The sequence below is a fragment of the Paenibacillus sp. KS1 genome (genome assembly GCF_001680695.1).
Taxonomy (GTDB): Bacteria; Bacillota; Bacilli; order Paenibacillales; family Paenibacillaceae; genus Paenibacillus_B; species Paenibacillus_B suaedae.
In genome coordinates, this window is the sequence record NZ_MAIS01000042.1 from 1 (window position 1) to 13,714 (window position 13,714).

The window sequence follows — 13,714 nt, forward strand, 5'->3', positions numbered from 1 at the left end:
AGGTTCGAGTCCTTCATGGCTCACCAGTTTTATTCCTCGGTTGAGATGTCAATAGACATCCTTCCCAAAATACGTGCGGTAGTGGTGGAATGGCAGACACGCTATCTTGAGGGGGTAGTGGGCGTACGCCCGTGGAGGTTCGAGTCCTCTCTACCGCACCAAATTAACTAATGACAACTCCTTGCGCAGCAAGGAGTTTTTTAGTGTTTTTAATCATGTTCGGCTGACGTTTCATTACATGCGATTATTTTTTGGTTTATGGACGAGAGCCATGATAAATGCCCAAAACTACTAGATGTGTATATAAGCGAAATAAATCTGTTTACCATAAGAGTCGTTGAGAAAATAGAATCTCGCGGCTCTTATTTATGTTATGGTGAACGCTGATCGATCGGACTATTGAAAATGCCAAGGTTGATAGTAAGTTAACTGAAGTGATGGGGAAGGACATACTACAAGTAATGAGAGTGTAAATCTAATTGTTTTGGATATAAGCCAAGTCATATTGAGAGAGACTTCAATACTATGGAATATGTACGAACTAATAGAGTAACTCTCTTGAGAGATGGTAAGCTGATGGCGGTTCGAAAAGGAGTTTGTTTATGGACAATCATTATCGATTTCTAAACGGTCATCCATTTTCATCATGGCTTGCAAAGGCATCTGGAATCATCGTGCCCGTGTTACCTATGGGGGAAACAGGGGCTACTGGAGCAACTGGTTCAACCGGATCAACAGGTCAGAGCGGCGCCACAGGAAGAACAGGCCCTACCGGAGCCATAGGGGGAACGGGAACTACGGGTTCAACAGGTGCAACGGGTGTAACGGGAGCTACTGGAACGACAGGTATAACCGGATCGACTGGAATAGGTTCGACTGGGGTGACTGGCGCAACGGGATCGACAGGTGTAACGGGTTCTACGGGGATTACTGGATCTACCGGAGCCACCGGGGCAACGGGAGCAACAGGGACGAGCACTACCGCGACATCCTCGTATGCTGCCAATACTACCGGAGCATCGATCGCGGTCGTCTTGTTAGGTACACTCGTTCCGCTCCCAAGCGCCCAGAACATTGGATCTGGAATAAGCGTGAATGGCTCGAACGATACTTTTACCGTATCTACTGCGGGAAGATATTACATCTCGTATCAGCTCCACTTAACCGCGGGCTTGTTGCTGGGATCTAGACTGCTTATCAACGGAGTAGCAAATGTAGCCTCTACGATAACACCCGTTCTTACGGTATCCACCTTTAACAATGACGTCATTCTAACATTGGCTGCGAACACAACAATATCGCTCCAATTGTTCGGACTCCTAGGAACAGCTACGCTTATTAACAATGCTGCTGGTGCGGCTCTAACCATCATTCACTTAGGCTAGAAATACAACTAGAAATGGAGCGGTAATCGGTATGCAATCTGACTACAAAAAGAGCCGTTGAGGACGGGATCTCACGGCTCTTTTTGCGTTTTTCCTGTGATAAGTCTTTGTACCGCTGAAATCTATTCTTGTCCTCATCCGTAATAGGACGAATTACACGACTGGCATTTCTGTACCGGCTGCTAGACGTCTTTACGGGCTATTCCCGATATGCAGGCTTGCCTAGCAGTTTATCTAACGTCACCATCTCAATGCCTTGTCGATTTAGTTCCTCAATGATGTGAGGGAGCGCCTTGACGGTACCGTTTAAGTCATGATTTTTACCGCCGGCAGCATGCTGGAGCACGATAGCACCAGGGGTCAGGTGAGACATAATGTTGGCTTCGATTTGCTCTGCGGTGAGCCCTTTCCAATCTAGGGAATCGACATTCCAGTTCACGATCAGCATTTGTTGTGAGGCGAGCCACTTAATTTGCTCTTCACTTATATTGCCGTATGGCGGTCGAATGAAGTTGATCGTACGTCCCGTAGCAGCTCGCAGAATATTCTGTGTGCGAAGAATCTCATTATGGAAGGCCTCATTAGAGAGCTTCGGCAGATTCGCATGATCATAGGAATGATTGCCGACGATATGGCCTTCCTCTAGGATGCGCTTCATGATATCTGGATATTTCTCCGCTCGGTTGCCGACAACGAAGAATGTTGCCTTAACCCCATAGTTACGCAGCACATCAAGAACCTGCGGGGTAAAATGATTGTCGGGACCATCATCGAATGTCAGGGCAACCCTCCGTTGGTCAGACGGGCCCTGCATAATGAAGTGGGAGCGGTACTTCCTGCGCAGTTCGGATAAGGTGAGCGGCTTAGGGCTCCGGACATCGCTCTCATTGCCGCCGGCGAAGGAAGGAGCTTCCTTCGTTGCGACACGCGTTTGCCGTTGTTGAATCGAATATCCTTCATGCGATTTTTGGGCGGAAGGGGACTGAGGGGACGTGTTTGTCGTGCTGCAACCCGATGCATATATGCTTAGCATGGTACATAATCCGAGCAGAATTGGTCGTGTAATCATTGGCGGAACCTCCTGAACCGATGCTCATCAAATTAAGTATTGTACATAGGGTTCGAAGGAAGGTCGTAAATTATCCATCCGACACGGATTTTATTCGTATAGCGCATCCCTTAATTTGGTAGACATCTGGCTGTGACCACCATTTTGTTTCCTTGCGGAACTCAGTGCTTTGCGCAGGCGCTCATTCTCTGCTTGAAGTTCCTTAATTTCTTCAACCATCTCTTTGATCAAAGGTGAGCAGTCCTTGTTATGGGCTTCAATAAGTGCTGCAGCTCTATGCTGCAAATCCTGCCATTGCTGTTCATTCATCATCATATGACTCCTATTCCATAGCGTACATTCCTATCTACTCATTATAAGGCAAAAAGAAAGAGCCGTCACATGACGGCTCTGCGGGATGGCGCTTATTTGTTTTTCCACATTTGCTCGACTTGCTTCATATCCAGGATGTGCATGCGATCCATTGCATAACTTCCTGTCATCGCAATCCCTTCAGAGGCAGACTCATAATTGATATATAAGGAATCATCAGCAACAGTTATTTCTTCAGCCATTGGAGGTCCGTCAAGCTTCAGCTTAAGCTCAGCGTTATCCAAGAACCATAGCGGAACTTCCTTGTTGCTAATCGTTACCTTCTGGTGAGGCGCTTGCCCACGAGGATCGGTGAAGAACAGCATCGTGCTATTGCTGTTACGACCATAGGAATCACTCAATACCCAGTGGCCATTCCAGAACGATACGCCTTGAATTCGATTCGGAATCGAGAGGAGCTGCTCAGGTACAAGCTTGTCGCCGGAATTTTTTAGTTGCATAGGCAATCCTGTATTCGGATTTACCGAGAATCCCTCAATCCAAGCACGATATTGGTCGCCATCACGGTTGGTCATATGATGGGAGGTATCTGTTGGATAGCTTGTGCCGTGCGCAAATTCGCCAACCCATAGTTTTCCGTCCTCGAAGGCAATGAAGGATGCGTTCGTATTGACCTTGAATTGTCCGTCGAAAATAAGCTGTCCGCCATCTTCCGTCTGCTTCATCTTATCGATGGATACATATCTGGCCTTGCTGCCGGAAGCAACGAACACATAACCATTTGTGATGGCAACGCCACCGGCGTGACCCGTATATGGATCTCCTACAGCATCATACAGCTCGAAGGATTTCAGCAGCTGACCAGTTTTGGCATCCATAATCGCGATAACGCTGACGCCCACATCACGGTAGCCTGACATAACAAGCCATCCCTGTTCCGCGGAGTAGGCAAGACCCTGCGGGATAACAAGCTCGTGCAGACCAGGAATAATAGGTCCATCCTGTGCAATGTTGAGCAGCGGCTTGAACTCGTTCTTGTCAATGCGAAGCTTCGGATTCACCTCTTGTTGCGTCAGTTTGCCAGCAGCCACTACAGCAGCCGCACTTGGAGTTGTGTTGGATACTTGTGTGACTGGTGCAGCAGCTTGACTCAAGCCTGCCGGCTCTTCCTCACCATTGGCACAGGCAACGGCAGATGACAAGAGAATAGAAGAGAGCAGCACTGCTTGAACACTTTTTCGGCAACGTGAAGAAGTAGATTGAGATTTCATTACATAGCCTCCTTAAGATAGATGAAATGGTGCATTATAAGAGAAGCTGCATGCAGTTGTCTTATTATTTAAAAGTTGAATTCGCGAGTGCTGAGACGATATGCTTCTGTGCAAAAGCAAACACAATGACGATCGGCAGAATAACCATCACACTTGCAGCGCTAAGCAAATGGAAGGTCAGTGCTTCGTCGCCTGCTACTGCATCGCGCATCATCGCAACCGCAACCGTCAGCACACGCATGCTGTCCGAGTTCGTCATAATGAGCGGCCAGAAGTACGAGTTCCAGCTGCCGATAAAGGTGAGCACGATCAGTGTCGCAATCGTCGGCATTGCCATCGGAACGAGAATGCGATACAGCTGATGGAACCGGCCAGCACCATCGACTCGTGCAGCCTCCAGCACATCATTGTTAAGCGACTTGAATGCTTGACGAAGCAGGAAGATGCCGTAAGCAGACGCGCCGTGTGGAACGATCAATGCCAAGAAGGTGTTGAGCCAGCCAATCTTGGACATCATCACATATACAGGAACGAAGGTTACTTGTTCCGGAACGATTAGTGCAGCGAGCACGAGAACGAACCATTTATCGCGCCCCCAGAAGTTACCCTTCGCGAAGGCGAAGGCAGCCCAGATGGCAACATTAATCTGAAGAATCATAATCCCGAGCGTCTGCACGGCGGTATTGAAGAAATAACGGCCGAACGGCGACGCCTGGAATGCATCAATATAGTTCTGGAAGCGGAACGATTCTGGCCAGAAGGATGGAATCGCGAGCCGCAGCTCGAACGGTGTTTTTAAAGAAGTGACAACGAGCCAATAGGTTGGAAAGAACATCACTAATGTAATGAGGATGGCTGCTGCCAACCGGATGGATGAAAATAAGGATTTTGACATCCGCTAAGCCTACCCTTCGTAATGAACTCTTTTTTTCGATATCCACAGCTGGATTACGGTTAAGGCGATAATAATGATGAAGAAAATAACGACCAGTGCAGATGCGCGGCCTGTCCGGAACTCGGAGAAGGCCATCTGATAGATCCAGAACACCATCGCCTTCGTTGCATTCAGCGGTCCGCCGTTCGTCATAATATTGATCGACTGGAATACTTGCATCGATCCGATGAAGTTCGTGATAACAAGGAACAACGTCATTGGAGACAGCAATGGGATCGTAATATTGCAGAATTGGTTCCAGCGAGAAGCGCCATCGATGCTAGAAGCCTCATAGTATTCAACTGGGATGCTGCGTAAGCCGGCAATGAACAGCAGCATTGCGAAGCCGACGCCTTTCCATAGGGATACTGTAATAAGAGCGCCGAGCGCCGTGTTCGGATTCGTCATCCAGTTGATCTTATCGAATCCTGCCAAGTCCAATAGGTAGTTGGCAAGGCCGTATTCACCGTTAAATATCCACAAGAAGATCATGGCTGCGACGACCATAGAGATGTAGTAGGGCATGAAGATGATCGAACGCAAGAAATTATAAAACTTGGATTTAGAGTTGAACAAAAGTGCGAGTAGAAGCCCAATAACAATCGTAAAGAACACGTCGAAAATCGTGTACTTGAACGTAATCGTAAGTACCTTCCAGAAGTCTTCACTGGATAACAGCTTCGTATAGTTATCCGCCCCGATAAATTTCATCACTGGCCGCGACATATTCCAGTTCGTTGTACTAATGAAGATCGAGAATACCAGTGGAACATACGTAAAAATAAGCAGGAACAACAGTGCCGGCAGCGCGAAGCTGAAATCCTTCAACTTCTCGGAGAAGCGGTACCAAGACCAAGGCCGCTTGTACTTCACAGCTTCTGCCGGCGTATCATTCGAAATTCCGGAATTACCATTCATCTGTTTAATCGCCCTCTCCTTTAGAACAATGATAAAGAAAGGTCAAGTCAAAGCCGCATGCCCTGTTCCCGTGTGGTATATAGGGGAGACGACCTTGCTTGACCACAGATGTACACACGCAATATGTTAGTTGCTATCTAGTTGCTATCTTCGAGTACTTTGTTAATTTCCACAGCTGCTTCCTTCATCAATTTCACTGGGTCGCCTTTTTCAAGAACCATCTTGCCCATTGCTTCGATGTAGAGGTTGCTGAACTCAGGGTACAATGGATGCTGCATGCGCGCTTGCACTTGGTCGAAGTTGTCAAGTACGGCTTTGTATTGTGGCCAACGCTGCATGTACGCTTTGCCTTCTTCTGTATCGATGGCCGACTTGTGAGTAGGGAGGTAGCCTACTTTTTCCGCCCACTTCAAATTGTTCTCTTTGCCTGTCATGAATTGAATGAACTTCCAAGCTGCTTCTTTTTGATTGTCCTTAGCACCTTTCATCATGACGATGCCAGCACCGCCGATGTTGGAGATGCGTGTTTTGTCACCCGGCAAGAAGGAAACGCCAACTTCGAACTTCGCATTTTCCACGTATGTTTTGATCATTGCGGAAGTGTGCTCAACCATGCCAATTTTGCCTTCCAGGAACATTTGACGCATTGTACCAGAAGCGCCTTTGCCGTAACCGATGTGCATGTTGCCTTCATCAATCCAACGCTTGAAGTTCTCGATGTAGCGCAGGCTTTCAGGTGTATCGATTGCTGCTTTTGTCATGTCTTCGTTCAGAACAGAACCGCCGCCGTTAATCATCCAAGGATCGTAGTACCAGTTATCCCAGCCTGGAACGGAAAATGCATAGCGAACTGTTTTTCCGTCTTTCTTCTCTGTAACTTTCTTATTGTAGTCTTCGATTTCTGCCCAAGTTTGCGGAGGCTGAACGCCGAGCTTATCAAGCAATGTTTTGTTGTAGACCATAACACTCGTACTTACGATTAGCGGGAATCCAAATTGACGGCCTTCATACGCATATGCCTTCAGCATGCCTTCCGAGAAGTCGGAAGTATCAACCTTGTCGCGCTCTACATAAGGTGTCAAATCTTCGAAAATACCATCACGAGAGAAGATAGGCAAGGAAGATACTTCAACGTTCGTTACCGCTGGAACATCGCCGGCAGCTACAGCCGCAAGCAGCTTCTTATGTAGGTCTTCATAGCCGCCCTGGTATACAGGCTCGACAGTAATGTAAGGATATTTCTTCTGGAACTCCCCGATCATATAGTTCAAGCCCTCAGTCTGAGCTTCTGCATGGGAGTGCCAATATTGAATTTTAACAGGTGTCTTATCTTCCTCCTTCACAGCAGGCGCGCTTGCACCTGATTCACTGCCTGGGCCTTCTCCAGAAGATGAACCGCTCGAACAACCAATTACGGATATAAATAGTAGAGAGATGACAGTAAGCAGGGTAAACCAGCGTTTTGCTTTCATAATTACACTCCTTAGTAGAATTAAAATAACAGGTTCCCGTAGTGATACATCTTGTTAGCTAACCAATCAATCTTTAGCGAAATTCGTCGAATCTGTGCACATGCCTCATTGTAAATGCCAATATTAAACATAGCGTTAAGCAGAAGATAAGGAATTGTAAATAATTTCATTGCTTGTTTATGGGAACCTTGTGGAAAAAGCTTATCTCATCTTATGTGAATGCGTTTTCAATCATTACTATAGAAACTCATGATTTCGTAAATTTCTATTAAAGCTAAATCGCTTTAATTATTAGTAGATTGTGTATGAAAAGGTATCTTGCAATACACAGTAGTGAGTGATACAATGTAGGAAATTACCAATGACAAGGGAAGGTGGTGGAGATGTCGTGAATGTTCAATTTAAAAAGGGAGTTCTGGAGCTGTGTGTACTTGTACTTACCTATGAACAAGATCGATACGGGTATGAGCTTGTTCATCGCATCTCAGAGAAGTTCCAGGTCGCAGAGGGAACGATGTATCCACTGCTTCGCAGATTGACACAGGAAGGGTATTTTTCAACTTATCTGAAGGAGTCTCCGGAGGGGCCTCCGCGCAAGTATTACAAGCTGACGGATACAGGCAAGACCTACATGCATGAAATGCTGAAGGAATGGAGTCTATTCTCCAAAGGTGTAGATGAGATGATTAAGGAGGTAATGTCAAAATGAGCATGCAGAAGTTAGAATTTCTCGTAAGATTGGAACGGGAGCTGGGGGAGATTCCTTCGGCGGAGCGTGCGGAGATCATGACGGACTTTGAGGCTCACTTCCAAGATGCGATGCAGACTGGCAAGACCGAAGAGGATATTCTAAATGCACTGGGCAGTGTACAGACCATTGCAAGCGAAATTCTTGAACAGCATCGTCAGCAGGCTTCACTAGAGGGACAGACTGAGGGGGATACACGCTCTAATGGTGAAGGAGAACGCAGTGATGGATATTCAGTAAGTGAAGAAGCGCATGCTGAGGAATCGTCTCACACATTCTCTGCTTCTTCCTTTAGTCAAGAAGATCGCAGTCAATCGAATTTGTGTATTCACACACTCCGCATACATACTAGTGAGGTGGATGTCGCCATTGAATCGTATGAAGGAGACCGGATCGGCTATCGCATCGAATCGGATGAGCCAGAGAAGTTCGATATTCGTGATTATATAGACGGAGATACGTATACAATATCGGCTCGAATGAGATACAATGCGAAGCGCTTTTTCTCCTTTATCAATTTACGGTATGGCGATCATAAGTTGTATATCCGTGTGCCTAGCAGCTACCAGGGAGAGATTCAAGTGGTATCTGAATCAGGAGATATTGACATCCAGCATGTTCGTGCAGACCAATTACAAATGGAATTGTCATCAGGAGATGGAGTGATTCGGCAAGGGGCATTTCAAGATGTACGAATAACAAGCAAATCCGGAGATATCCGTATTGAATATAGCTCGGCCGAACGGATAAGTATGGAGGCATCTTCAGGTGACGTGGACGTCAGCCGCATTAACACGCATACAATGGCAGTTAGGACATCATCCGGAGATGTAGATATTGAGCAGCTTCATGCTGAAGAGCTGCGTGCAGAAGTCACGTCAGGTGATCTTAGTCTCAGCGACGGTGTCGGACTTAATTGGTACTTGTCCTCTTCTTCAGGAGATATTGAAGCAGAGCGAATTCGAGCTAATATGGATATCGTTAGCCACTCTGGAGAAGTTGAAATCGACGAATTGAACGGAGCACTCTTGTTGAAGTCGAGTAGCGGGGACGTGGAGTGCACATTTGGTCGTGATATTGGCCCTTCGGTGATTGAAAGTAAATCCGGGGATATCGACGTTCGAATTTCATCGTGGGCGGCGAATGTTCAGATTGAGGCAATGGCAGATCACGGAGACTTGTCCGTGAAGCTTCCGCAAGTACGGACAGAGACGGAACGTAGGGATTACTACCGCGGAAGTATTGGAGTGGATGGACCTGTAGTTCGGATTGCATCAGTAAGTGGCGATATCGAGCTTCGGGAGACAAGAGCCTGACAGATATAGGTGCGCCTCATTTCAATGTTTATTTTTCTGCTTGCAAATATTCACATTTCTATTCACATTTCTTGAACTGTTGATTATAATAAATACAGTAATGTTGCCTCAATTCAAAAAAAATGACCATAGTGAAAATTAATCTCATTCTCAATACACATGCTGCTTCCAACACGGAAGCAGCATGATGCATTTTTAGGGGATTAACAACGATAGTCATTTTCATTTGAAGAGAGGATGAAATGAAATGAACAATACAATTTCGATGACAACATCATGGAAGCAATGGCTTGGCGAACATAAAGAATCCTGCGCAGCAGCTGGAAGCCTGCTGTTTCTGCTGCTAGCCATGTTCAGCAATCAGCTTGCTGAACAATGGGCGGTAGCGTGCTATGTACTGTCTTACGTGTGTGGAGGATGGCTTAAGCTGAAGGAAGGCATTGTTACGCTGCTTCGCGACAGGGATTTGGATGTTAACCTACTCATGATTGCTGCCGCACTTGGCGCTGCTTCGATTGGATACTGGTCTGAAGGCGCAGTGCTCATTTTCATTTTTGCATTGAGTGGCGCACTTGAAACCTTTACGATGAACCGCAGCTCACGGGATATCTCTGCGCTGATGGATTTGAAGCCGGAGCAAGCGCTCGTCATTCGAAATGGGATTGAATTGTTACTGCCTGTAGAGCAGTTGATAATAGGGGATCTTGTGCTTGTAAAGCCAGGTGAGCGTATACCAGCAGATGGAACGGTTCAGGATGGCCAATCCTCTGTCAACCAATCCTCGATTACAGGAGAGAGCATTCCTGTAGATAAGGCCATGGGGGATGACGTATACGCAGGAACGGTGAATGGGCAAGGGGCTTTGTATGTTACTGTATCGAGATCAAGTGACTCGTCTCTCTTTGCGAAGATCATTCGCCTCGTTCAAGAAGCTCAGAGTGAGATGCCCAAGTCGCAGCGGATGATTGAGAAATTTGAACATATATACGCAAGAGTGATTATTGCTGCAACTTTGGCGCTTGCAGTTCTTGCCCCACTGCTGCTGCAAGAATCATGGTCGGATGCCTTTTATCGGGCAATGGTATTTCTCGTTGTGGCCTCACCATGCGCATTGGTTGCCTCTATCATGCCAGCAACACTGTCTGCTATTTCGAACAGCGCACGAAAAGGCGTTTTGTTCAAGGGAGGCGCATATTTGGATCTTATCTCGCACGTAAAGGCAATTGCCTTTGACAAGACTGGAACGCTCACCTCCGGCAAGCTGGAGGTTACGGATGTCATTCCGTATGAATCAATGGATAAACGGGAGCTTCTATCTGCTGCCGGAGCGTTGGAGAAGCTGTCCACACATCCGATCGCTAAGGCAATTGTTGCTGAAGCAGAGCGTAACCAAGAGCATATAGAAGCCACTGAGCGTTTGCTGCGCCCTACTCAATTCCAAGCACATGCCGGGCAGGGCATTGAAGCTGAATGGGAAGGGAAGCAATGGAGAATCGGCAAGCCGTCATATATTTGCTCTGAGCAAGGGATGGATGAGATGATTCGCGCTCAGATCGAATCTTTGCAATGCAAAGGCAAGACGGTGATTGTGGTGGAGAGATCCGAGCGTGTTGTCGGTGTGATCGCGCTGCAGGATCGCATTCGCCCAGAGGCGATTGAAATGGTGAAGCAACTGAAGCTGCAGGGCATAGAGGTGGCCATGCTGACAGGCGATCAGAGACAGACGGCAAGTTCTATTGCTTCCCAAGCAGGAATTGACTTGGTGTTCTCCGAACTGCTGCCTGAAGATAAGCTCAACATTATTAAGAAGCTTAAGGAGCAATATGGACAGGTGGCGATGGTAGGCGATGGCGTCAATGATGCGCCTGCACTGGCCAGTGCAACTGTCGGGATTGCTATGGGGGCGGCAGGCAGTGACGCAGCTTTGGAGACCGCCGACGTTGTCTTGATGAACGATGATCTGGCCAACATCGCGCATGCGATCGTGCTAGGGAGAAGAACACAGTCGATTGTAAAGCAGAACATCATATTCGCTGTAGCGGTCATTACGGGGTTAATTGCAACTAACTTCATACTCGGGATTCCTCTCCCGCTTGGAGTCGTCGGACACGAGGGGAGTACGATTCTTGTCATCCTGAATGGGCTTCGACTACTGCGATCCTAACATAAAAATTTGAATGTTTGCCCAAGTGGGCAGGAATTGATGATCTCCCTATTGAATTAGGTATGTGGAAAAAAACTCCTAAGTGAGGTTATGTTTTGGATGTTGTTTCCATAATGTGTAGGGAGGTCATTGTATTATGCTGCAGCATGGGGATAAGATCGTTATCATTGGAGATTCCATAACGGATTGTGAGCGGGCTAGACCGTATGGGGAAGGATTATTCGGAGCCAATGGCAAAGGATACGTATCCATGTTCGATGCACTAGTTCAGACGGAGCATCCTGAGATGGGAATTCGCATCGTGAATATGGGCATTAGTGGGAATACAGTGGTTGATTTAGAGCGTAGATGGGAGACAGATGTCGAACAATTGGAGCCGGACGGACTTGTTATTTGTATTGGAATTAATGATGTCTGGCGTCAATACGATATGCCCTTCGTGTCGGAGCAGCATGTAGGTTCGGATCAATATTATGACACCTTGAATCGTCTCGTTGAACGATCCAAGCCGAATGTACGCTGGATTGCGTTAATGACACCCTATTATATTGAACCGAACCAAGAAGATGCGATGCGCCGAACGATGAATGAATACGGTCGAATTGTTAAGGAGATCGCGAATGAGCATGGTACATTATTTGTAGATACACAGCAGGTCATGGATAAGCTGCTGGAGCATTTCTATCCGGCTACACTGGCATGGGATCGCGTTCATCCGAGCGCGGTTGGACATATGGCTCTAGCCAAAGCTCTGTATCAGGCATGTTTTGCGGAGTAATCCTCATGGCAACAGGAAGCCTACATGATTCTTCAGGCAAGATCACCGGGCCTTCCTGTCGCATTTTCCTTCATAGACAGTCTATAAACTTCCACATTGTTAAACATGCTTGTAGAAGAGGGATAAACCACCGCTCTTGCAAACGCTTACATTAAGAGCTTTCCAAATTCGATATTTCTAGCGAATAGGAGGGGAATTGATGTCTGTAATAGGTAGTCAGCCTGCAATGAAAAACATGTGGATTGGCAGAAGCATTGAGGAGTTCTCATCGAAGGGTGTCGTATTTTTTCACTCGCAGTTCGAATTTCCAGAGGCACTCCCTTGCAAATTGTATCGGATCGACCAGACACACGGCAATTTGCATGAGCATACCCATGATTACTTTCAAATTTGGTATGTCGTGAAGGGAGGATTCATGCATTCTTATCTCGGGAGACGTCACAAAATGCTCGCAGGAAGTGTATGCATCGTACCTCCGTTTGCGATACACGGTGTGGAATGGATTCCAGGACGACAGACGGAAGTCATTGGCTGCGAGTTCTTACCTTATTATATCAATGAGCGCTTTACCCAGCCTGAGCTCCAGAGTAATTTCATGGATTATCAATACTTGCATCCTGTGTTAAGTGAAGGGGGAAGGAAGCCAACGGTAATGTCCCTTTCTGGTGAAGAAGAACGACATGTGAGGACGATTCTGGAGGAGATGCAGAGGGAATTCCGGATGAAGACACCACATTACGGGCTTGTTTTAAAGGCGAATTTGCTGAAGCTTCTTGTTCTGCTGAGCCGGGGAAGTGAAGACCAATGCACGAGAACAGTCGTGCAGGTAAAGAAGGAGGAAGATCGTATAAATAAACACCGAGAGGCTGTTCAAGTCTCTCTTGATTATGTGCATAAGCATTTTCATGAGGATATTCGTCTGGAGCAGATTTGCCGGCTTGCATCACTATCCAAGACCTATTTCTGTGATGTATTTAAATCCTACACAGGCAAGTCATTTAATGAATATTTGAATGATTTCCGCATGCGACAGGCAAGCGAGATGCTGATGACTAGAGATACTACAGTAGCAGAGGTATGTCGGGCAGTCGGATTTCGGGACTTAACGCATTTCTCCAGGATGTTCAAACGGTGGACGGGAATCCCTCCTTCTCATTATCGCAAGAAGAGCCGCTAAATATAACGAATACTTATGATTCATATACAGGAACCGGCGACAAGTTCTTGTTGCCGGTTGTATATTTCGCAGCCTGTTCATAAGTTATTCTTATTTATTCGGTAGGTATACAGTATAATGGAGGTACAGTATGTAAACGCAATCCTCCAAATTCCATCTTGATTGTGCTG

The 13,714-nt window shown here is 46.7% G+C and carries 12 protein-coding genes and 1 tRNA gene; 7 read left to right on the forward strand and 6 right to left on the reverse strand.

Features of this window, described 5'->3' with window-relative positions; translation table 11 throughout:
• Positions 1-75 precede the first annotated feature (75 nt).
• Positions 76-161: transfer RNA gene (locus tag BBG47_RS15235), tRNA-Leu, on the forward strand.
• 441 nt (positions 162-602) lie between these two features.
• On the forward strand, positions 603-1,385 hold the full coding sequence (locus BBG47_RS15240; protein WP_065292399.1) for a BclA C-terminal domain-containing protein: 783 nt from the start codon (positions 603-605) through the stop codon (positions 1,383-1,385).
• Positions 1,386-1,584: 199 nt separating this feature from the next.
• Here BBG47_RS15240 and BBG47_RS15245 read toward each other — a convergent pair whose 3' ends face one another.
• The 6 genes from BBG47_RS15245 to BBG47_RS15270 all read right to left on the reverse strand — a co-directional run bounded on the left by BBG47_RS15245 (position 1,585) and on the right by BBG47_RS15270 (position 7,361).
• Positions 1,585-2,454, reverse strand: a complete 870-nt coding sequence (locus BBG47_RS15245; RefSeq protein WP_065292400.1) for a polysaccharide deacetylase family protein — start codon at positions 2,452-2,454, stop codon at positions 1,585-1,587.
• A gap of 90 nt (positions 2,455-2,544) precedes the next feature.
• Positions 2,545-2,763, reverse strand: coding sequence for a hypothetical protein (locus BBG47_RS15250; RefSeq protein WP_021256403.1), 219 nt, complete (start codon positions 2,761-2,763; stop codon positions 2,545-2,547).
• 95 nt (positions 2,764-2,858) lie between these two features.
• Positions 2,859-4,037: a YncE family protein gene (locus BBG47_RS15255; protein ID WP_065292401.1), complete on the reverse strand. Its 1,179-nt coding sequence runs from the start codon at positions 4,035-4,037 to the stop codon at positions 2,859-2,861.
• Positions 4,038-4,101: 64 nt separating this feature from the next.
• Complete coding sequence (locus tag BBG47_RS15260) at positions 4,102-4,932, reverse strand: carbohydrate ABC transporter permease (RefSeq protein WP_028531680.1); 831 nt, start codon at positions 4,930-4,932, stop codon at positions 4,102-4,104.
• A gap of 9 nt (positions 4,933-4,941) precedes the next feature.
• A complete protein-coding gene (locus BBG47_RS15265; RefSeq protein ID WP_021256400.1) occupies positions 4,942-5,889 on the reverse strand; it encodes a carbohydrate ABC transporter permease in 948 nt (315 codons plus the stop codon).
• A gap of 137 nt (positions 5,890-6,026) precedes the next feature.
• On the reverse strand, positions 6,027-7,361 hold the full coding sequence (locus BBG47_RS15270) for an ABC transporter substrate-binding protein (RefSeq protein WP_065292402.1): 1,335 nt from the start codon (positions 7,359-7,361) through the stop codon (positions 6,027-6,029).
• 388 nt (positions 7,362-7,749) lie between these two features.
• On the opposite strand from BBG47_RS15270, the gene BBG47_RS15275 reads away from it, so the two are divergent.
• From BBG47_RS15275 to BBG47_RS15295, 5 genes are all read left to right on the forward strand, one after another.
• Entirely contained in the window at positions 7,750-8,070 is a 321-nt protein-coding gene (locus BBG47_RS15275; protein ID WP_021256398.1) for a PadR family transcriptional regulator, read from the forward strand.
• Entirely contained in the window at positions 8,067-9,425 is a 1,359-nt protein-coding gene (locus BBG47_RS15280; protein ID WP_065292403.1) for a DUF4097 family beta strand repeat-containing protein, read from the forward strand. The genes BBG47_RS15275 and BBG47_RS15280 overlap by 4 nt, the downstream gene beginning before the upstream one ends.
• Before the next feature lie 247 nt (positions 9,426-9,672).
• Entirely contained in the window at positions 9,673-11,589 is a 1,917-nt protein-coding gene (locus BBG47_RS15285; RefSeq protein ID WP_065292404.1) for a heavy metal translocating P-type ATPase, read from the forward strand.
• A 133-nt stretch (positions 11,590-11,722) separates the two neighbouring features.
• Entirely contained in the window at positions 11,723-12,367 is a 645-nt protein-coding gene (locus BBG47_RS15290) for an SGNH/GDSL hydrolase family protein (protein ID WP_028531682.1), read from the forward strand.
• A 199-nt stretch (positions 12,368-12,566) separates the two neighbouring features.
• On the forward strand, positions 12,567-13,544 hold the full coding sequence (locus BBG47_RS15295) for a helix-turn-helix transcriptional regulator (RefSeq protein ID WP_083189329.1): 978 nt from the start codon (positions 12,567-12,569) through the stop codon (positions 13,542-13,544).
• The last annotated feature ends 170 nt before the right edge of the window (positions 13,545-13,714 follow it).